Origin of the sequence: Vibrio sp. 10N.247.310.23, assembly GCF_041467155.1 — a bacterium.
In the GTDB taxonomy this organism is placed as follows: Bacteria; Pseudomonadota; Gammaproteobacteria; order Enterobacterales; family Vibrionaceae; genus Vibrio; species Vibrio crassostreae_C.
Map to the genome: position 1 here is coordinate 1 of NZ_JBFSTZ010000036.1, position 20,008 is coordinate 20,008.

The 20,008-nt window shown below is 48.0% G+C and carries 20 protein-coding genes; 19 read left to right on the top strand and 1 reads right to left on the bottom strand.

Annotated elements, in window-relative coordinates; all coding sequences use genetic code 11:
- Window positions 1-934: 934 nt before the first annotated feature.
- Complete coding sequence (locus AB6D93_RS21295; RefSeq protein ID WP_102333082.1) at window positions 935-1,642, bottom strand: KilA-N domain-containing protein; 708 nt, start codon at window positions 1,640-1,642, stop codon at window positions 935-937.
- 198 nt (window positions 1,643-1,840) lie between these two features.
- Here AB6D93_RS21295 and AB6D93_RS21300 point away from each other — a divergent pair, with 198 nt between their 5' ends.
- The 19 genes from AB6D93_RS21300 to AB6D93_RS21390 all read left to right on the top strand — a co-directional run bounded on the left by AB6D93_RS21300 (window position 1,841) and on the right by AB6D93_RS21390 (window position 19,903).
- On the top strand, window positions 1,841-2,347 hold the full coding sequence (locus AB6D93_RS21300) for an EAL domain-containing protein (protein WP_235612492.1): 507 nt from the start codon (window positions 1,841-1,843) through the stop codon (window positions 2,345-2,347).
- 616 nt (window positions 2,348-2,963) lie between these two features.
- The gene (locus AB6D93_RS21305) at window positions 2,964-3,335 is read left to right on the top strand and encodes a hypothetical protein (protein WP_102333079.1); all 372 of its coding nucleotides are present in this window, start codon (window positions 2,964-2,966) and stop codon (window positions 3,333-3,335) included.
- Window positions 3,336-3,509: 174 nt separating this feature from the next.
- Entirely contained in the window at window positions 3,510-3,812 is a 303-nt protein-coding gene (locus AB6D93_RS21310) for a type IV conjugative transfer system pilin TraA (RefSeq protein ID WP_102333078.1), read from the top strand.
- Window positions 3,813-3,861: 49 nt separating this feature from the next.
- Entirely contained in the window at window positions 3,862-4,167 is a 306-nt protein-coding gene (traL, locus tag AB6D93_RS21315) for a type IV conjugative transfer system protein TraL (RefSeq protein WP_016800278.1), read from the top strand.
- A complete protein-coding gene (gene traE, locus AB6D93_RS21320; RefSeq protein WP_102333077.1) occupies window positions 4,167-4,727 on the top strand; it encodes a type IV conjugative transfer system protein TraE in 561 nt (186 codons plus the stop codon). The genes traL and traE overlap by 1 nt, the downstream gene beginning before the upstream one ends.
- Complete coding sequence (gene traK, locus AB6D93_RS21325; protein ID WP_102333076.1) at window positions 4,724-5,446, top strand: type-F conjugative transfer system secretin TraK; 723 nt, start codon at window positions 4,724-4,726, stop codon at window positions 5,444-5,446. The genes traE and traK overlap by 4 nt, the downstream gene beginning before the upstream one ends.
- On the top strand, window positions 5,446-6,858 hold the full coding sequence (locus AB6D93_RS21330) for a TrbI/VirB10 family protein (RefSeq protein WP_102333075.1): 1,413 nt from the start codon (window positions 5,446-5,448) through the stop codon (window positions 6,856-6,858). Before traK ends, AB6D93_RS21330 begins: the two co-directional genes overlap by 1 nt.
- Before the next feature lie 11 nt (window positions 6,859-6,869).
- Entirely contained in the window at window positions 6,870-7,253 is a 384-nt protein-coding gene (gene traV, locus AB6D93_RS21335) for a type IV conjugative transfer system lipoprotein TraV (RefSeq protein ID WP_102333074.1), read from the top strand.
- Between the two features lie 4 nt (window positions 7,254-7,257).
- The gene (traC, locus tag AB6D93_RS21340) at window positions 7,258-9,801 is read left to right on the top strand and encodes a type IV secretion system protein TraC (protein ID WP_102333073.1); all 2,544 of its coding nucleotides are present in this window, start codon (window positions 7,258-7,260) and stop codon (window positions 9,799-9,801) included.
- Complete coding sequence (locus AB6D93_RS21345; RefSeq protein ID WP_102333072.1) at window positions 9,798-10,145, top strand: TrbI F-type domain-containing protein; 348 nt, start codon at window positions 9,798-9,800, stop codon at window positions 10,143-10,145. Before traC ends, AB6D93_RS21345 begins: the two co-directional genes overlap by 4 nt.
- Window positions 10,146-10,149: 4 nt before the next feature.
- The gene (gene traW / locus AB6D93_RS21350; protein ID WP_102333071.1) at window positions 10,150-10,875 is read left to right on the top strand and encodes a type-F conjugative transfer system protein TraW; all 726 of its coding nucleotides are present in this window, start codon (window positions 10,150-10,152) and stop codon (window positions 10,873-10,875) included.
- A 32-nt stretch (window positions 10,876-10,907) separates the two neighbouring features.
- Window positions 10,908-11,888: a conjugal transfer pilus assembly protein TraU gene (traU, locus tag AB6D93_RS21355; protein ID WP_102333083.1), complete on the top strand. Its 981-nt coding sequence runs from the start codon at window positions 10,908-10,910 to the stop codon at window positions 11,886-11,888.
- Between the two features lie 11 nt (window positions 11,889-11,899).
- Window positions 11,900-12,586 (top strand): type-F conjugative transfer system pilin assembly protein TrbC, encoded by a 687-nt coding sequence (gene trbC, locus AB6D93_RS21360; RefSeq protein WP_102333070.1) that lies wholly within the window; start codon window positions 11,900-11,902, stop codon window positions 12,584-12,586.
- Window positions 12,583-14,343: a type-F conjugative transfer system mating-pair stabilization protein TraN gene (gene traN, locus AB6D93_RS21365; protein ID WP_102333069.1), complete on the top strand. Its 1,761-nt coding sequence runs from the start codon at window positions 12,583-12,585 to the stop codon at window positions 14,341-14,343. Before trbC ends, traN begins: the two co-directional genes overlap by 4 nt.
- A gap of 24 nt (window positions 14,344-14,367) precedes the next feature.
- The gene (locus AB6D93_RS21370; RefSeq protein WP_102333068.1) at window positions 14,368-14,574 is read left to right on the top strand and encodes a hypothetical protein; all 207 of its coding nucleotides are present in this window, start codon (window positions 14,368-14,370) and stop codon (window positions 14,572-14,574) included.
- Window positions 14,575-14,586: 12 nt separating this feature from the next.
- The gene (gene traF / locus AB6D93_RS21375; RefSeq protein WP_102333067.1) at window positions 14,587-15,396 is read left to right on the top strand and encodes a type-F conjugative transfer system pilin assembly protein TraF; all 810 of its coding nucleotides are present in this window, start codon (window positions 14,587-14,589) and stop codon (window positions 15,394-15,396) included.
- Window positions 15,397-15,411: 15 nt separating this feature from the next.
- On the top strand, window positions 15,412-15,849 hold the full coding sequence (gene traF, locus AB6D93_RS21380) for a conjugal transfer protein TraF (RefSeq protein ID WP_102333066.1): 438 nt from the start codon (window positions 15,412-15,414) through the stop codon (window positions 15,847-15,849).
- Window positions 15,846-17,207 (top strand): conjugal transfer protein TraH, encoded by a 1,362-nt coding sequence (locus tag AB6D93_RS21385; RefSeq protein WP_102333065.1) that lies wholly within the window; start codon window positions 15,846-15,848, stop codon window positions 17,205-17,207. The genes traF (AB6D93_RS21380) and AB6D93_RS21385 overlap by 4 nt, the downstream gene beginning before the upstream one ends.
- Window positions 17,208-17,218: 11 nt before the next feature.
- The gene (locus AB6D93_RS21390; RefSeq protein WP_102333064.1) at window positions 17,219-19,903 is read left to right on the top strand and encodes a conjugal transfer protein TraG N-terminal domain-containing protein; all 2,685 of its coding nucleotides are present in this window, start codon (window positions 17,219-17,221) and stop codon (window positions 19,901-19,903) included.
- Window positions 19,904-20,008 lie beyond the last annotated feature (105 nt).

Below are 20,008 nucleotides of genomic sequence, written 5' to 3' on the forward strand. Positions count from 1 at the left end.
AATGTCCATGACAAATTTACTCTTGTTACTAAATATAAGGAGTAAATAATCTAACGAATAACTTAATAATGATATTTGTTGGATTATTCAAATTAATACAGCGTCTCGCTGCTTCGAAGTGAATATTAGTTAGAAAAGTGTTTTTAATGTAATCCCATTTGATGGATCTGATCATCGCATCGTCAACTGTCATGTTCACATAACGAACAATTAAGAACTAAGCCTTTGTTTATATTGAAACTTCAATAGAGCCATCTTTGAAAATAATTTTGAAATTATTTCAGTTTATTTTGCTCTACGTAAAGCTTTGTAGCATAGTTCAATGACGCTAAGTCTCGAACCTACGATCTAATCAACTACACTCGTCATACGTCTTAATCATATACCTTAGCCTCATTATAAAAATCAACTTGAAGCAACACAATCAAGCGGCTATTAAACGAACTCTCTGACCTTTTAAATTAATGAAGAAACTAGAAGTGGATGGATCCGACTTAAACAAAGTAAGTGTGATAGTGCAGGTATATTCACTGATTTAGTCTTCACGAAAACCCTTATGGTGAAGAGAATCTTCTCAATACCACTGGGTGGGTCATCGACTTATATTTAGGTTAGAGCATAGTACGGATGGCCAACGTAGAGTGCAGACAAAACTGCATGTCGCAGTTAATACAAACACTCCAAGCATCATCGAGGTATATGGAGATAGTCCTTATGACACGAAAGCTTGTCGCTTTGGTCTGCCTTACGTTCAAAGTTGCCTTTCTGGTCTACCAACTGATATACACCTTTACCTTAGCTATCAGTTCTAAATGTTCTTGTAGCTTCTCAGGAGATTGAAAGGAAGCATGACAAATTTCATCAAATCTAATCATAGTAGATTTCAAGTAGATCATCACTCTTCCATTGAGTTACTAAATATTAGTAATACTTATCACAGAACATGTCTTGTTAGCGCACTATGATTTCGACTTAACGCCATTACATCATCTACCAACTTCTCGATTTGCTTTTGCTGCATTTGCATTCGGCCTTGGAAGCTTTGATATTCACTTTCATCCACTAATGCTAAACCATTCTCTCTAGCTTGTTGCTTAAGGAATTGTAGTTCAGGGGTTTGACTGCGCAACTCATTTGCCAAGTCTTGTTTTAATATTCTTTTTGCCAACGCATGTTCGAATCCATGCTCTTGGAACCAAGTATTGGTGTTGAATACGGCATTGTAGTACACATGAACATTTTGGCTTGTTACGTTTTTCGCCTTCGCCAACTCAAAAATTAAGTCGTTTAAGGAGAGGTCTTGCGGAACGGTTGGAGCTGGAAGAGCTGCAGCTGTGGGCATACTGTCGAACGCACGAATGACATTTAGATGAAACTTAGGGCTAACCCACATTGCATAAGAATAAACAAGTTCTTTGCATACCCAAGTCCCCGCATTACTACCGCCACGTTTGGTGTTTACAGCAAAGCAGAAATTACTGCTTTGCTCAATTTCATTAACCAGTTCTTGAGTTTGCTGATTCTTGATAAAAATACTTGGACGATGTCGATTGTGTCCACCACTCGCTTTATGCAGGTCATTTAACGAATACAAATTATCAAGTGTGCGGATGTCTTTAGAAAGGATTGTTAGATTTGGCATGATGGCCTCCTTGAGATTTAGCCTGCTAAATCACCACTCGGAGTTCCTACGCTTCGGGTGGTGAACTGAACAGGGGTAGGAATACCGCTCTCAAGGACACGGCCAGCCGAAGCTGCCCTGCCCAGCCCACCATAATTCAGATGCATTTTGCTTAATAGATAAGCAAAGCCACCATGTTTAGATGTGCCGAAGCCGCACATGAAAAAAACCAGCAAAAAGCTGACGTCCATGCGCCTTGAGAAAAACAAAACGGGTTCCTACGCCCGGCACTGGATTTTGCCAGTGCCGTTACAGATTAACGATGTGGGAGATCGGTGTCAAACGTTTAATAACGTTGCATATTGTATAGAGTACGACTCTTACAATCGGCTTGCCTTACCCATGAACGTAGACAGGATTGAGACAAAAAATTCCAGAGAAAACACGCGGTTCCAGATAGACAAAATGTTTACACGGTCCATTGATGAAGGAAAGTCCGCTGTTCTCGATGGGTATATTAAGATGACTAAACAATTAGATCTCAATCTAGTAGCGGAAGGAGTTGAAAATAAACTCGAAGCTAAAGGGCTTTTATTCAGAGGCGTCTTTCAACATCAAGGTTACTATTACGCCAAACCTATGCCGATTGAAGATCTCCATCGCTGGGCTTTAGCTCATGGTTATACTCACGAGCGGATTAGTGAGACGCTCACAAAAACGTCATAAAGCTTACCTTAATCCACAACGAAAAGATGTTGTTGCTAGTACTCCTGGTTTAGCCTATTGGAGCCCAACCAGGATAGCAGACCGTTTCCGCCTTATACATCAGAGCATGTTCTTCAGAAAACCCTTTTGGCCCCGTTCTTTCACGAGCTATCGAACCCCAAGTCCATTGTGCGTTTCCGATGTTTTCAAACATTGTCTTCCCCATTAATGTTGATTAATACTGACTACGTTGATATCGCAGTCTTTGAACTCAAAGTCGAAAAACACATTCGTCGGCTTTTTATTCCATCTGCATACCAACACCCGCATCACCGTAAGAGTGGCTGCCTTCACTATTGCAAAAAGCGCCGCCGATGGGCGCAGGCCTGCGTAATATGCCTAAAAAGTTCAGGAGCCTTATCTGGGGCGACGTCCAAGGCTGTTTTTCTACTCAATTAAGCATGCTGGTTGAGTGGTTCAACAGAGTTACTTGGGAATACCAGACACCACACCCTTTGGGTGTGCGTATTCTACTACAAGAATGCACAAGCCAGTTTGTAGCACGGCTCTTGAGAGAGAGCCCATTGTTTTGTTCTTTTAAAAGAGCAAAACAATGTCCTTAAAAGGAGTTTAAATAATGCAAATTGTATACGGATATTGTCGTGAAGATGAGGCGGTGAGTTTATTGGACCGCTTTGTTGAACAAGGGGATTTTGTCAGCTTCAAAGAACTGGGCTCGGTCGGGCGTGAATACATGGCATTTGCTGCTTTGTTGCCTTTTACTGACCGCCTCCCCTTTCCTTTCTATTGGAAAGGTGTTCATTTCGTTTCGGTTCAAAAACAAACCCAATCAGTCCGTCAACTCACGCCACCACCATCAAAGAATGCTCGCAAAAAACATTATCGTAAACTCAAGAATACGATCATGACCCCTCAAAATTGGAAACAACACGTCAGTCGCAATCGCGGTTTGAAGTATGTAAACGCTTCCTTGTTGCCTTTAATGTAATCGAGAAGAACCATGGGGCTCAACGGCAACACCTTCACTCATGCGGCCCAAAGCATTCCCCAAAATATGGGGAACTAACAACGTCCATTTTTCAACCCACCAGATGCACGACACCCCTTTTGATAAAGGCGGTGCGATGTCGTGCCTCTTTTATTTACATTTAAAGGTAACCACATGAAAGATAAAACCTCACGCTTCAACCTTCCTCTTACGTATTGGCGTCACTTTTGTACGCTCATGGCCGTCTACTTTGCCTGTGCGTCACCCGCTTGCGCTGATGACCTTTTTGCCAGTGGTAAAGATACCGTGACCAACACGGTCGGAACGGGGTCTTCTGGCGAGTTCTACATTCTGGTGGCAGGCCTGATTGGCGGCATCATCGTTGGCATCATGCAAAAGAACTGGGTGGGTGGCATCATCGGCTTTTTCGTTGGCGTGGTGTTCTGGGAAGTCGGTAAAGGGTTTGTAGGTTTGTAGGCTTATAAACCACATAAGGAGAGCGCGAAACTATTCGCCTTATTTCACCATGGATCATCAAGACAAACAAACCCTCTTCGCTTTTCCAAACTACTTACAAACCGACGTCAAAATAGTCGGATTTCCAATCGATGAAATACTCCCTTCTATCTTGTTGTTTTTGATGTTGTTCAACATCAATCGGTTGGTCGCGGTCGCCGTGTGTATCGGATTTTTCCTCACCATTCGCAGCTTAAAAGTCCGACACGGCCCCAAATTCATCATTCACTTCATCCACTGGTATGGGGATGACACAGCGAATAAAACCATTTTTAAACGCACGCCCCCCGCCACAAAAAAATATTGGATTTACTGATGCTCAATGAACATAACGGCGAGGCGCTTAAAGCGGCTCGCTTTATCAATTACGTCCTCACCGCGGTGGTGTTGATCACCGCCTTAGGAACCGCTGGGTTGAGTTTTGTTTTATTAAGCCAAAACCAAGCGGAAAAGCGCACCTTCGTGCCACCTCATATCGACCGAGCGTTTACGATCTCAAGCGATGCGGTTGATGAAGCGTATCTGTCTATGATGGCCGATTGGTGGATACACCTAAAATTTAATGTCACGCCCTCTAACGTTAAACGTCAATTCAACTTACTCATTACCTACGTGCCGCCTAAATACTGGAGCGGCTTACAAGACAAGTTAATGCGAGAAGCCGAATTTATCATCGAGAACGACGTCACCAGTTTTTTTGAAGTTGACACGCTGTCTATCAATCTCAATGAAATGAAAATACGGGTCAGAGGCACACTCAACAAAACCATCGCGGGGCGCACACTCGACCCTGAGCCCGTGACGTATCTACTCCAAGCCAATTATTCAAGTGGCTTGATTGAACTTCACACCATAGCTAAAGAGATACCGTTATGAAAATACGCTTGATTTATGCTTTTGTTGGTTTGTTGTTACCCATCATAAGCCACGCCCATACGATTGACGCAAAGACCTACTATTTTGAGCAAAATGACACCATTGTGTTGCCCTTATCCTCAGTCAACACCAATCGTTTAGTGGTGAAAGACGACAAGATATTAAACCTTCATTGCCCTAGAGGATTTTGTCTCGCTAAAGCCAATCAACGAGACCAATCGGGCTCTATTACCGTCAAACTCAACATCGCCTTGCCTTTTACCGCGCACGTCACCACAGAAAAAGGCCAAAATTTCTCGCTTTTTATTAATCCTAAAGCCGTCCCTGCGGTGGTCAGCGAGTTCATTTCGCTTCGCTCTACTGAAGAGAAAAGTGTCTTTGAAAAAGATCTCGAATACCCTTTGGCCTTGGGGCAACTCTCCAAACAAATGATACATTGGCAGCGCTCCAAGACGCCTATCCCAGGGTTTCGTGTCCATCCGATTGACCCAGAGACACTCCCTAAAGACACGTCACCACTGGCCATTATTCCGCAAACCCTGTTTGTCGGTCGCCCTTTCTCAGGGCTTATTTATCAAGTTAAAAATCAATCCAGTGACACCGTGACACTGACCGAAGCGCAATTTTACAGTTACGCCAGCCGGAGCGCCTCGCTTGATCGTTATACCTTGGCCCCAGGTGATTCCACCCATCTGTACATCATCACAGGAGGACACTAATGAGACGATTTAAACAGTGGCTTTTAAGAGAGTCGGACTTAGAGGATGGAGTCAATGCCAATAAGCAAAGTAAGCAACGCAACCAAATACTCAGCTTATTGACCGTTGCGCTCTTGGTCGCGGTTTTTTTTGCATTTAAAGCCTTTAAACAACCTCGCTCCTCGCTTGATATTGCGCAAGAGGTCGTTGAGTCAGCCCCCAATTTTGGGGAAATCATTACTGATGATTTTACCGACAAAGACAACCGCTCAGCCTTGACCTTACAAGGTCAAGACATTGAAGACGTAAAAGAGAAGATGGAAAACCTCAATCGAGACGTCGAACGTTTGATAACGAGCAATGAAAATACGCTCACACAAATGAAAAAAGAGAACGAAACCTTACGCGATGAAATACGCCGCCATCAAGAAGTGCAGCGCGCCGTCGCCTTGCCATCAACCCCATCACCAGCCTCAAAGGAAACCCGTCACCTCACCGTCATGGGAGAGCCTGCGCCGTTTGGATCGCGCCCACTTCCTCCCAAACCTTTGCCCTCTTACGCCACCAATGATCTGCAAAAAGAGAGCTTTCAATACAGCAACGCCGATAAGGCCTCGTTTGATGACCAAGGACAAGCGTTTGACTCGTTTGATTTTTTTTGGACAGCCTCCTCAGAGTCAGCGTATCAACGCACCGTCGACAATTACGTCCCGTCGGGCACTTTTGTGACCGCCAAAATCACCGGTGGCGCGGATGCCAATGCCGGAGCGTTCGGTCAAAGCGATACCGCGCCTATCGTGTTTCAAACCGTGCATGAAGGCGTGTTGCCCAATGGAGAAAAGAGCCACCTCAAAGACTGCACCATTATTGGGAGCGTGTACGGTGACCTCTCTTCCAATCGCGGCGTGGCGCGCACTCACACCCTCAGTTGCATTCGGGACGGTCGCATTTTAGACATTCCTGTACAAGGCACCGTCTTTAACTTTGGCCGCAATGGCATCCGTGGTACTTCAATTTTGCGTAACGGTAAAATCGTCCAAATGGCGGGCATCTCAGGCATCTTAACCGGACTGGGTGAGACGGGGGCGGGATTGGCCAGCACCACCTCAACCTCAGCGCTGGGCTCAACGTCGAGCCTCAACAGCAAGGATGTGGGATTAAGTTTATTGGGCAATGCCACCTCAGACGTGGGGAGTAAGCTTTCGGATTACTACATTGCCTTAGCCGAGTTATATCACCCCTTCATCGAAATCAATCCAGGGGGCATCGTGAATATCGTCTTTACGAAAGGGTTCCCTCTCGATGATGAGGAAGTAATCAAACGCTATGTTGATTATCAAGCAAAAGAGCAAGAGCAAGCAAAACCGGACACCCTTTTAGAAACCATCACCCTCAACCCTCTCGCGGCAGAAGTTAACCAACAACTAAATTAAGGTCGGCTTTTATGACTATCAAACTTTTCACCGCGCTGCTTATCAGCGCCGCCCTCGCCGGCTGCTCGGCGGGCTTTCAAGATGAATTCAGCTGCCAAAAAATCGGCGGGACACCCGGCTGCGCCAGCATGGATGACATTCGCAACATCTCGACCCACCCAACCACCCAACAAGTCGTCGAGGCTAACGTCCTGGCTTCCCACCCTTTTGCCTTACTGCCAAGACGCACGCGTGAAGGCCACCCGATTCGAACCCAAGACACGGTTAGGAAGGTGGTGGTTTTTCCCTTTACTTCGGATGACACCACCACTTACCTCGACACAATGGATATTTACATTGTGTTAGACGAGTCTACCTGGACAGGTCGCCCTGTTCAGGCTATCAAAAAGGATTAACGTCATGGGCGTATCAAAATATTTAAAGGGTTTTTATCAAGAAGCCAAACGTGAATATAACCACCTGCATTCTGAGCTGCCTTACCGGACTTTTGATGCGCAGGACGGCCTCTTTCATAACAAAAAAGGCGTAGGATTTGGATTCAAATTAAGCGTCTTAGCGGGGGCGAATGACGATATGGTGGAGGCGTTTAACCGTCTCATCATGGATTTACCGACTGGCCATAAATGGGATTACCATTTTTCCATGATGGGCCACAACCGCGTGAGTCATTTGATTGAGCAAAATGCCGCGTTGAAATCCGCTCGTGCGGGTATTTGCGGTGAATTAGCAAAACAAGAAGCCGATTACGCCAACTTTGCGGCTCACCACGGCTTTTTTCATCGTCAGAAGCATTACTTTGACATCAAAGATTACAGCGCGTGGTTGTTTGTCTCCAGTACCGACGATGTTGACCAAGTGTTGGATTGCAAAGAGGCGCTCACCACGTCTTTATCCCAAATTGGACTGGAGCTCACGCCGCTTACCCCCGAAGGCTTAATCAACTACGTCGAAGGCATTCTCAATTTTGACCCCACACAAACCGCCCCTCGTGAATCTGACTATGCTCCCGAAGCGTTTATCTACAAACAAGCCCTCTCTCCTGATACCGAGTTTTTAACGCGCCGACATTACACCGACGTTCGCTTTAGTAACCGCCAACATCAAACGGTGACCTCGCGGATCATTTCCTTGGGCTTACGCAGTACGCCTCGCACTTTCCGCCTGTACGCTTTGCCCGATTGTTTTGCGTCCTTAAAGAGCGTGGCTAAAAATGTGCAATGTCCACACCTCATGACACTCAATTTTCGCCATCAAGAATCGGGCAGTTTTGCGACCAAAAATGGCGGGCGCATTGGAGAGTTGGAAAAAACGCTCAAGTCCCCGATGGCATTTTTCTTCCCTCAAGCGAAGAAAGAGCAGGCCGAACGTGAGCAAATTCGAGATGAAATGTCGGATGGCATCAACAGCATGGCATACATGCACCTGACGCTGACGTTATTTACCAACAAAAAATCCGAGCGGCTGCACCGCACTACGGCCATTAACGCCTTTCGCTCTGGCGGGATTGATTTACAAACCGTCTCGATGCTGCAAGGCCAAGCGCTCATGACGACCTTACCGTTCATGATGACCGATGGGTTTTGGGCCGATTGCGACCGTGCTGGACGCATTCAAACCGTAAAAACCGGCAATGTGGCCAACCTCTTGCCTCTAGTGATGGACGTAAAGAATTTCAGTGGCGGTATGATGCTGCCCACCATGCGCCAACAAGCCTTTTGGTTTAATCCGTTTAATTGTGGTTCAGATAACTACAACATCGCCCTGACCGGAGGCTCCGGGGCAGGAAAATCCTTCTTTGTGCAAAAGCTCGCCGAAACCCTCTTTGCCATGAACGGCAAAATCTGGGCGTTAGACAAAGGAAAGAGCTTTAAAAAGCTCACCTTGATGCTTGGCGGACACTACATGACGGCTGAGAAGATTTACCTCAATCCATTTACTCACCTGGAACGCATTGCTATGGGGGATGACTATACCGATGAGAAAGGCGAACAGGTCAACCCTCTTAAGGAAACGCTGCACACCATCACCGGACTCTTTGCGACCATGGCCTGCCCCACGCATGAAATGGGGGATTTTGAAAAATCGGTTCTCGGGGATTGCATCATTACGGCTTGGCAGGCACACAAAAGCGAGACGTTGGTTGACCATGTTCAAGAAGCGCTGTTTGCGGCGGCCGAAAAACAGGGCGGTGATAGCCGCCTTTCTGATATCGCCATGCAACTGAATAAATACCGCTCAGAGGGGATCTACGGGGACACCTTCAATAAACCGTCCATGCTGGATCCCAATGTCCACTTTACCACCATTGAACTGGACGGATTTCCCTCGGACATCATGCGACCGGTGATTTTTGCGCTGATGTCGAGCATTACTCAGCAGATGTACCTGTCTGGCTCTCGTTCAACGCCGAAGATGTGCATCATTGAAGAGGCGTGGTCTCTGATGGCGGGCTCTAATGCACAGGCGCAAGAATTCATCAACACCGGTTACCGCACCGCCCGAAAATTTGGGGGATCGTTCTGCACCGTGACGCAAGGTATTGAGGATTTTTACAGCACACCCGAAGCGCTCGCCGCGTTCAATAACTCCGATATTCATATCACTCTGCGTCAAGGCAGTGGATTGACAAAATTCATCAAAGACAACCCTTCACACTTTTCGCCCTATGAGCAGTTTGTCATCAAGAGCTTTGAAAAGTCCTCCATCGCCGGTTACAGCTCTGTCATGCTAAAAACCGGGGATGTGACCACCTTTCATCGCTTGTTTGCCGACCCTTTTACCCGAGCATGCCTTTCAACAGAGCCGCATGAGTTTGAATACTGTGAAAACTTGATGAACCAAGGCCTATCACTGATGCAAGCAGTCAATCAAACCGCCGAGCATTTTTACGGAAAGGAAATTGAGACCTTTAATACCCTCATCTATGGCAAGGAGGCCAAATGAAATCCATCCGTCACCCACGTCTTATCTATGCCTTGTTGGCTATAGCGTTAATGATGTTCACCCTGATAGCCATCAAGCTCAATACAGCGCCTCAAATCGTGGTCTTCGATCTCGAACAAACGTTATCGCAATATCAAGACCAACTCATTGAAGCCAACCTCGACGATCAAGAGCACAGCGCGCAACTGGCGACCTTTGATACGGATCTCAGGCGACTCTTGAAAGAATACGCGCAAGTGCACCACCTCGTGATCTTCGTGCCAGGCGCGCTCATCAGCGGCGCGCCAGATAGAACCACTGAGATCCAATATTACGTTATCGAGGCGCTTAAAAAGGAGTCATGAGCTTATGATTGTTCCCAGTCATTCATCCCTCACACCCACCGCCCTCTTAAAAGTGGTCAGTGTCACTTTACTGACCATCGCCCCCACCGCGCTTGGCCAACAGTTTGGGCGTCAAGGTGAACTGTTTCCTATTGCAGAAGTGGACATGTTGCAATGGATCAACAACCGATTGACACACTTAGAAGCCACGGGAGAAACCGCAAAGATGCAACAACAGTTTGTGGAGAGCGTAGAAAATAGCGTGCGAAGGCCCACTCCCGTAAAAGGGTTGACCACCACCACCGCGCCCAACACCTTTTACATCGATCCATCATTAAAGCTGGCCACCGATATCAAAGATGCACAAGGCAACCTCCTTTATGCCAAAGGCGTCATCATCAACCCCTTTGATACTGACACTTGGCCAGTCGACATTCCCAAACAATCATTCGATTACTCGCATGTGATTGTCTTTCTTGATGGTGACGACCCAAGACAGCGCGCTTGGGCCAAACAATACCGCGCAGATAAGCCGATAAAATGGACCCTCACCAACGGCAGTCCAGAAGACGTCGCCAAGGAGTTTGACGCCCGAATTTATTTTGACCAACAAGGTCACTACAGCCGTCAATTTCAAATCTCACACATTCCCTCTCTGATTGAACAAGACGGGGCGCGGTGGAAAATCACAGAGATCGATGTGACGCCGTTCACCACAGCCATGAACAAGAGTGAGACGGAAATAAAATAAGGAGAAAGACCTTGAGAACCCATGGGTTATTACTGTTTAGTTTGTTCCTATTTCCTTGGCAAACCCAAGCTCAATCCGCCGCTTGCACGGGGCATTTCTTAAATCCATTGTCTGACATTTGCTGGGACTGCCTATTTCCTATGACACTGGGCAGTGTGCCTCTCATTAGCTCGACATACCCTGACACCACCAATCCAAGTCTGCCTATTTCCTATTGTCCTAAGCCCCCGCCCATTTTTATGCAAATTGGCTTAAACATTGGGTATTGGGAGCCGTATTCCTTAGTGGACGTGACGCGAGTCCCTTATTGCATGGTCAACATGGGGATGCAGTTGAGTAATGACAATAGCCAACAAATAGGAGGCTCGCAGCACGACTCAAGCAGCAAAACCAGCGGCAATGCTTTCTATCACGTGCATTGGTACAAATATCCGGTGATTTATTGGCTACAACTGATGCAGTCGGCGGCCTGCATGGCCACGGATAATTTCGATGTGGCCTACCTCACCGAACTTGATCCCTTTTGGGATGATGATGAGATGTCGTTCATTCTTAACCCCGAGGCGATTCTATTCGGTCACCCCATCACGCAGCTCTCTTGTATCACCGAAGCCATGGCGACCACCACGGGGCGCGTTTTGCCTTTTGATGCACTTTTTTGGTGTTTAGGCTCACAAGGCAGCGTCTACCCATTAACCGGTAACAGCGCTTATTCTCATACCGGTCCTCAAGTTGGCACTCTAATGTTAGAGCGTTTTAATTTTAAAATGCACAGGCAAGGCATTGTATGGGAGACCCGGGGCGAGGATGGTGCGGTCTGTTATCAGTGGCCAGAGCCAATCTTACCGAAAAGTCGTTATCGCTATCAATTGTCGGCGCCGATTGGTGATGCCGCTCATTGTTATCCCTACGGCACAACATCGTCACTTTGGGAGCAAGGCAAAGATAACCCAACCACCGGCGGTAACTTTGGTTTTGTGAACTGGCGAAAACGTAACTGCGTATTTTTATAAGGAAAAAGACAATGTTATTTAAACCACGAGCCTCATGGCTGTTACTGATTCTGCTCGCGAGCCCTCTTGCATTGGCCGAGACGGGTTACTCGCAAGAAGAACTCAAAGCCCTTGCCAAGCAAGAGCAAAGTATTGCAGCGCCAGCCCATCAAAGTGAACAGGCCCTCCTGCTAGAGCGGAGTCAAAAACATAAGCAAGAAGCGTTGTCGATGAATCAACACCTCGATAACGCGTTGCAAGACTCGCCACTGGCGAGTGTTCTTGGGATGCCTCAAGTCAACCCAAACAAAAAGGCGCAAGGTGTGATGGTGTTTGTCTCACTTTCCATGCCAGATACCGCGCTCAAACAGCTACTCAAACAAAGTCAGCAATATCAAGTACCTCTCGTGATACGTGGGGTACTACCAGAAGGCATGGTCCCGACCGCCTCTCGAATCATGGATTTGTTAAAAGCGTCCGACGAGGGAGATGCGATTGAGGGCGGTTTTGCCATCAGCCCACAGTGGTTTCGTCAATTTAACATCACCCACGTCCCCGTGTTTGTGGCCATTGGCGAAGCGTGCAATGAAGCGTATTGCCCACAAAGTGATTACGACATGGTTCACGGCAACCTTTCCCTTCCCAACGCCTTAACGATTTTAAGCCAAGGCGATGTAGGCCACATCGCCAAACAAGTGCTCAATAGGAGTTCCCCTTGAATACGCCCTTTTCACTCCCTTTTGTCTTGCTCTCTTTCAGCACCCCTCTCTTACTCTCCCTTGATTCCCTGGCCGACTCTCAAGAAAACACGTTTTACGACAACGTAGAATGGGCGAAAAACGCCCAAAATGAGGCTTACAACCCCTCAGAGATGACGCTTAACCTGTCCGACTTCTGCAGCGACAATAATCCAGGGTGTGAAAGCCAAATCCGACAGCCTGATGAAGCGGGGATGACTGACGCACAAATCACAAACCAATCCACGTTGGAGTTTGGCAGCAACGAACACGCTCAAGCGATACAAGAGGGGTTTGACAATAATAGTGCCACCATTGACCCCAATGATGACACGTATCGATTCGCTACCCTTGGCATTGAGAACGCCTATGAAATCAGTCATGGTCAGTCTAATCAATACGTCGATTGCGACAACGCCACGCAATGCGTCATTGATAACATCGCAAAGCAATGTCATCGTCCAACGAACAACAACGTGCCTTGTACAAAAGTGCCCGTTGCCACCGTGAGCACCAGCGAGGTGATCTACCGCTGTCCATCCGGCTGGACAAAGCAAGGGATTGATTGCCAACGTCCCCTCCCACAATGCCGATACAATAATAAACATTATGTGAGTCAAACGGGAGGTGATGGCATTTTCTCATCGTCACGAACCACGTATTTATGGGGTGGGAAGCAAGTCTCTCCCAATCAAGGCTACACGCTTGGCGAGTTAAAACAGACCTATCACGTTAATTGGCAAGCGAGCGAACGCTGGGATAAACGCTACGAGATTTGTCGACCCACCACACAAACGAAAAAAGCCACGCTAAGCTGCTCAAACGGGTTCACCTTATCTGGTGGGAACTGCATTAAAAACACCATAACCTGGCGAACACAATGCAGCCTGATGAACTCGTGCAATGTCACTCGCCAGCAGTGTATTGAAGGTCGAGCCACCCGGACCATTAATGGCATTCCGACCACGCTCGATTGCTGGAAGTATCGGGTTGACCACCAATGCACTCGACCCAATACGTGCAACGTCCTGCCCGCCGATTGCACCACGACGTCGATCCATTGCAGCCTCCAGCAAAACGGTGTGTGCATTGAGGAGAAAGTCAATAAATCCTGCCCACAACGGCGCTGCAGTGCCACTCAATTAATCTGTGGAGAAGAGAGCTTTTGTCTGGATGGCGATTGTTTTGAAGCGATGGCGACCACTTCAAACCGCTTTAATGAAAGCACCTCAGCCTTAGCAGCCCTCGCAGAAGCCGCTGACGGTCTTGGCGATCCACCAATGATATTTGCAGGCAAAGGCATGAAGTGCACAGACGCGGCTTTTGGTTTTGCCGACTGTTGCAAAGACGGCGGTTGGGGCACGAGTATTGGCATAGCCCAATGCAATGATGAAGAAAAGGCGCTCGGTCAAGCCAAAGAGCAAGGCATTACGATAGCCCTTGGCAGTTATTGCGCAGAAAAAGTCTTAGGCGCGTGTATCCGGAAAAAGAAGACCTACTGCGTCTTTGATAGCAAGTTGGCGCGCATCATCCAAGAGCAAGGCTCGAAAGGCCAACTTGGGATCAGTCTGGGAACCGCCAAACACCCCATTTGCGGCGCCCTTACTCCCGAGCAGCTTCAAGACATAGATTTTGAACGACTCGACTTTTCGGACTTTTATGACGACATGCACAGCAACACCAACCTGCCTTCGGCCACAGAAATCCAAGAGCGATTACAAAGCGCTTATCGCCATTAACTTAATCTATGATGAGGATATGATATGGATCCCCTCCTACTCCCTTTACTTGTGGCCACCCTGTCGACAACCGGGTTTGCTACCACCCTGATCCGCCATCTTCTGTTCAAACGACAACTCCATCAGCTCAAGCAAGAAATGATGAAGCACCAACAAAAACACGGCAACGATGAAGCACTTTGGACGTTATTTCATACGCGCACCCACAAGATGCTGAGTTTCTGGCAATAATGAGGTCACACCATGAAGGACTTATCCACAAAAACGGTGAACAACTCAATTAACCGATTAACAATCAAATCCCTACCGTTGCTGTTGTTGTCTTTATTGGCTTTTCACAGTTTCGCCAATGAGCCCCCCAAAGGCTGGCGCTGGTATAACGAGGCCAAAGCACCGAAAGCCCCACCCAAAGAGGAGGAGCGCCTCCCCCCCAATAGCCTGTCTACTGTGATGAGCGCCACCGAGCAGATGCAATGGTTCCACCGTACATTTGAGGAAGCGTTAAACGATGCCACGATTAACCCAACCGATGAAGAGAAAAATCTAAAATTGATGAAGCTGAAAAAATTCATCGATGGCAAAACCACTCAAACGGGCATGACCTTCAAAAAGCTCATCAACGAACACCCCGAATACTCGTACACCAAAGACCGCCCCACAGAGCAAGCCGCAAGAGCAACGTACTATCAAGGTATTCAACTCAAAAACGAAGCCACTGTGCGTCAATTGGTGCAAGAAGGTTGGGGCCTCTACTTCATCTACGAAGGGCAAGACGCCTTATCTCAAACTCTGGCGCCCTCCATCCAAGACTTTGCCCACCGATACCACATCGAACTGGTGGGGATCAGCAAAGACGGTCAGACCTTTGAGGCGATTGATGAAAACCGTATTGATGAGACAGGGCAAGTACAGGTGCGCTACACACCGGCTTTAATGCTGGCCAATATTCACACCAAAGCGCTCAGACCCCTCGCCTACGGCTTCATTTCACAAAAAGACTTGCTCTCTCGCTTTCACAACATCGCGACCAATTACCAAGACAGCGACTTTTAAATTAAGGAGCCCCTTATGAACGCTTTTATCCGCACGTTATTGTTGAGTGCGCTGATGATGCTCGCCTCAACCTCATTCGCTCAAACGCAAACTCACCCTGTGATGACAGGTCAATACGCCTTGGTCTTCTTCCATTTCAGTCAATGCCCTGAGTGTCACCACTTTGCGCCGACCATGAAGCGACTCGAGCAAACCACTCAATTGCCTGTGTACGATTTCTCCTTTGACGGACAGCCTATACCCGGTTTCACCACCCCTATCCCGACCACCTCTGACATCACCTCCGCGTTTTTTGGTGAGCTCAAAAACGCCATTACGCCCGCCACGTTCTTAATCAACGTCAGCAATGGTAAGTACGTGCGTTTGAGTGAAGGCAATGTTCCGTACCCCGCGCTGCTTAATAGCTACCAAGCCTTGCGCGCCGATGTGGCCATAATGGAGAGTTTACAATGACAAGACCGACCCTCCTGGCTCTCTTAATGAGTGTTGCCGGTTCACTTCATGCCGGCGGCCTAGGCGATGCCATGGACAGCTTTTGGGATGACAGCAGTTTTAACCGCAACATCACGAACCCAAGTGCCTATCAAGGCCAATCCGCCACTTACTATAATGCGGGCAGCTTGTTTGCTCGCACCAACATCAAAAACATTCAATTGGCCGCCATCACCCTGCCTTCTGTCAGCGCAGGATGCGGGGGCATTGATGCCTTTATGGGCGGTTTTTCTCACATTAATTCGGATCAACTGGTGTCTTTTGGTAAAGCCGTCATTGCCAACGCCGTGCCCTTCGCAGTGGATTTAGCGCTGCAAACTTGGGCGCCGAGCATCAAAGAGAATCGAGACAAACTGCAGGCGATTGCTGACCAATTCCTCACCACCTCGATGAACTCTTGCCAAGTAGCACAATCGGCGGTCTCGGGTTTAGCGGCCTTTACCGATGGGGAAGCCAAGCGCCATGCCTGCGCCACACTAGGCACGCAAAGTAATGCCTTTTCTGACTGGTTAGAAGCGCAACACGAATGTCGCCACGTCAGTACCAATCAGAGCATGCTGGCTGGCAACACCGATGACGCCACCGCGCACGCTGTGAAAGTGAACTTAAATGTGGTGTGGGATGCGCTCATGAAAAGCGCTTACCTTCAAGACAATCAAGAGGTCGCCGAGTTTATCGTAAGCCTCACTGGCACCGTCATTTACGACGCGCAGGGGACGCCAAGCTACATTCCGGCGATGTTAGTGGGTAACGACACCGCCATTAACGCCCTTTTGACCGGAGGGGATTTGGAGGTGTATCGATGCGAAAACACCGAGACCTGCCTTTCGATGAGCCTAAGCGCCATCCGCTTAAGTGAAAGCCAAGCCTTTAACGCCAAAGTACGCCACACCGTCGATACGCTCTACGCCCACTTACAATCTGACCAACCTATCACCGACTCAGAGAAAAGCTTTGTTGAACTCAGTGACATTCCTATCTTGGCGATGCTCATTGATGATGCGCACCTCAACCTGCAGCCAGAAAGCCATTTATACGCTCAAAATATTGCCGCCGATCTCTTGCATGCCTATCTCAATAACATGCTGATGATCGTCAATCAATCCCTGACCAACCTCGCTTCGGTGAACCCAACTGACGTCAATCGCACTCTCGAAGGCATCAACCGTGCAAGAGATTACTTACAAACCCTTCGAGACCGTCACAAAACGAAATTGAACGCGTACTTAGCCCTCACTGAGCGCCTAAAACGCAAACGAAAGCTCCTTAGCCAATCGGCCAGTGACGCTACCTTATCGAACCTCACCTTTGGCCATTAAAGGAGATCCCCATGACCTTAGACTTTTATCTCTATGGCGCAGGCCCTCAATTACAACGAGCCTTGAACGCTGTCGCCACTTTTTTTACCACCAACACCTTTGGCTCGTTAATCGAAATCGCCTTACAACTGGCTTTTATCATCAGTGCCACTCTGTTTTTTGTGTCTCGAGACGCGAAACATGTGATGCGTTTTATGTTCATTTACTTGGCTATCCCCACTTTTCTTATCAGCATGAAAGCCACCGTCCATATCAATGACGCGCAAAATCCCATGCGCATTTATTACGTGAATAACGTGCCTTACATCGTCGCGATACCCGGTTGGGCGGCCACCACGTTCATGCACGGCTTAACCGAAGGCATTGAAATCGTCTTTAGCAGTACAGAAGATGAAAGCTACAGCTCCTCAGGCATGGTGTTTGGTTCGAATTTATACACGTTGCTTCGTAGCGCCAACGCCGAAACCATTGACCTGCAACGCTATTGGAAAGACTTTTATCACAACTGCATCGTCGGAGACATTCGAATTAACAAAAAATACACCATGCAAAACATCCTGCAAGCACCGGATTTACTCGGTTTTCTCGCCACAAAATCGATGTCCCCCATTCGTGGACTCTATAACCCCCAGGGTCAATACAGAACCTGCCGCGACGCTTTTCCTGAACTCACTAAACAATTTGATGAAGAGGCCAATCAAACCATGAATAAACTGGGCGCGTATATCTTGGGACGAGAGAGCAACATCCAATCAACGTTCTTAAGAAACGCCATCGAGAATAGCCACCAAGATTTAATTGGGGTCAGTAATAGCGCGGTCGATATTTTAAAACAGAACATGGTCATCAACATGACGCGATGGAACATCGAAAACACGCACCGAGGTATCGCGGCCAACTACGCCTACACCGCCAACCAAATGCAAACCACCACCATGTGGGCCAACATTGGGCTGCAAGCCAAAGAGTTCATTCCAATGATGCACTCAATCGGGGTCATTTTGTTTGTCTGCTTTGGGGCGATCATTGCCATCATCGCCTTGCTGCCACATATGGCGCTGCCTGTCCTTAAAAACTACGTTGGCAGTTTTTTCTATCTGGCCACTTGGCCGATGATATTCACCATCCTCAACGCAATCATGATGTGGTTCTTAGAAGGGGCGACCCAGGGCGCGACACAAGGGTTACGCGGCATCACCCTCTCGAACATGAGCGGCATTGATTACGTCAACACGCGTTACGCCGCCATTACCGGTTACTTGATGATGTCCACCCCCGCGATTGCTTTGGCGTTAACCAAAGGAGCCGCGGCCATGATGAGCAGTTTAAACTACCAACTGGCGGGAATGATAAACCAAACCAATGCCCGCACGTCAGCCGCGGCCTCAAGCGGTGACATCAGCCACGGTAATACGCAACTGCAGACCCACACGTTTAACAACGTCAATGGCAATAAGTTTGATACGTCGACATTGCTGAAACAACACGGCAGTACCACGCAAAGCGAAGACGGTATGCTTTCAACGCAATACGGTGATACAACCGTGTATGACACTAGCCCTACCGCGTCGAATTTCCAGTGGAACGTCGCCAGCTCTAGTCAATACAGCGAAGCGGTGCAAGACTTGCACACTCAAGCTCAATCCAACCTCTCGACGCAACAAGCGGCCTTGTCACAAAGCACACAAAGTGGCACTCAACTGATGGCCGATTGGAAAGAGAATTATTCGTCAACCCAAGGTTACGGTTTAACTCATGGACACGGTGCAACTGCAGCGGCTTCAAAAGGCTTAGAGCAGGTCAACTCCGCCACTGAGCAAGTCAGTGCAGCAACCGGATGGAGTCATGAGAAAGCGAATGCCTTCTTACACTCAGCGTACGGCGGTTATGACGTGAACGCTGGACTGTCAAGCGGCGCTCTCGGTGACGCCGTAGGGTTTAATGGGAGTGTGAACGCGTCCACGGGACAAAAATGGACACAGGAAGACCGCGAAACACTCAGCAGCATGAGCAACGAACAACAAAGCCAAATGCAAGCCGCCATCGAATCCTACCGCTCTGGTGCCAACCAAACCATCGAGGCGAGCAACCGCCTCACAGCCGACGAACGTAAGACAGAAATGGGCACTTACGCCACTGGCTTTACGGCGAACTTTAGTGAGACACAAGGCTTGATAACGTCCACGACACAATCTCAACAAGAGGTCGATACGCTCAGTCAAGTCAACAGCCAAGAGCAACGTCATATGGCCAGCCTGATTGAGAAACTGGAAATACCATTCCAAACGTTTGTTGAAAACGGGCTTACCAAAGACGAATCAAGGTACATACTCACGGGTCAGGGCGACGATGCTCGTCAAGCTCGCGCTGATGCCTGGGAATACTTTAAAACAACCGCCACGTTTAAAGATTTTGTGCTCGCCAGCGTACCCACTCAAGAAGAGCACGAACAAGCCTTTAATCCTGAGCCGACCCAAGCCGAGTGGCAAACGATGGTGGGGGAACAATTTAAAGGCCAGGCTCTAGGTAATACCGGTCAAACGGTGCTGGAGCAGCATCAGAAACGCGGCGGCACAGAGCGTTATTACAACCCCGACAACCACTCACAAATCGTGAATGAAACACGTGAACAATTTGAGGGCACCAGCAAGCGTGTTGAGCCACCATCAACCTTGCAGCCAACAAAGAAGGAGTAGGATAAAACCCGTTCTTAAACTATAAATAATGATTAATTATTGAGCGCACTAAGTGAAAAATCAATACAAACTAGTAACATACACAAATAGTGTTAAATGGAGGAA

Bases quoted from the DNA above. Each gene is read 5' to 3' on its own strand.
- traC (WP_102333073.1), top strand. From the start codon at position 7,258: ATGGGCGTATCAAAATATTTAAAGGGTTTTTATCAAGAAGCCAAACGT.
- AB6D93_RS21300 (WP_235612492.1), top strand. From the start codon at position 1,841: ATGAAAAAAACCAGCAAAAAGCTGACGTCCATGCGCCTTGAGAAAAAC.
- traL (WP_016800278.1), top strand. From the start codon at position 3,862: ATGGATCATCAAGACAAACAAACCCTCTTCGCTTTTCCAAACTACTTA.
- AB6D93_RS21330 (WP_102333075.1), top strand. From the start codon at position 5,446: ATGAGACGATTTAAACAGTGGCTTTTAAGAGAGTCGGACTTAGAGGAT.
- traE (WP_102333077.1), top strand. From the start codon at position 4,167: ATGCTCAATGAACATAACGGCGAGGCGCTTAAAGCGGCTCGCTTTATC.
- AB6D93_RS21305 (WP_102333079.1), top strand. From the start codon at position 2,964: ATGCAAATTGTATACGGATATTGTCGTGAAGATGAGGCGGTGAGTTTA.
- traF (WP_102333067.1), top strand. From the start codon at position 14,587: ATGAAGGACTTATCCACAAAAACGGTGAACAACTCAATTAACCGATTA.
- traF (WP_102333066.1), top strand. From the start codon at position 15,412: ATGAACGCTTTTATCCGCACGTTATTGTTGAGTGCGCTGATGATGCTC.
- AB6D93_RS21295 (WP_102333082.1), bottom strand. From the start codon at position 1,642: ATGCCAAATCTAACAATCCTTTCTAAAGACATCCGCACACTTGATAAT.
- trbC (WP_102333070.1), top strand. From the start codon at position 11,900: ATGTTATTTAAACCACGAGCCTCATGGCTGTTACTGATTCTGCTCGCG.
- AB6D93_RS21310 (WP_102333078.1), top strand. From the start codon at position 3,510: ATGAAAGATAAAACCTCACGCTTCAACCTTCCTCTTACGTATTGGCGT.
- AB6D93_RS21390 (WP_102333064.1), top strand. From the start codon at position 17,219: ATGACCTTAGACTTTTATCTCTATGGCGCAGGCCCTCAATTACAACGA.
- AB6D93_RS21370 (WP_102333068.1), top strand. From the start codon at position 14,368: ATGGATCCCCTCCTACTCCCTTTACTTGTGGCCACCCTGTCGACAACC.
- traV (WP_102333074.1), top strand. From the start codon at position 6,870: ATGACTATCAAACTTTTCACCGCGCTGCTTATCAGCGCCGCCCTCGCC.
- AB6D93_RS21385 (WP_102333065.1), top strand. From the start codon at position 15,846: ATGACAAGACCGACCCTCCTGGCTCTCTTAATGAGTGTTGCCGGTTCA.
- AB6D93_RS21345 (WP_102333072.1), top strand. From the start codon at position 9,798: ATGAAATCCATCCGTCACCCACGTCTTATCTATGCCTTGTTGGCTATA.
- traW (WP_102333071.1), top strand. From the start codon at position 10,150: ATGATTGTTCCCAGTCATTCATCCCTCACACCCACCGCCCTCTTAAAA.
- traK (WP_102333076.1), top strand. From the start codon at position 4,724: ATGAAAATACGCTTGATTTATGCTTTTGTTGGTTTGTTGTTACCCATC.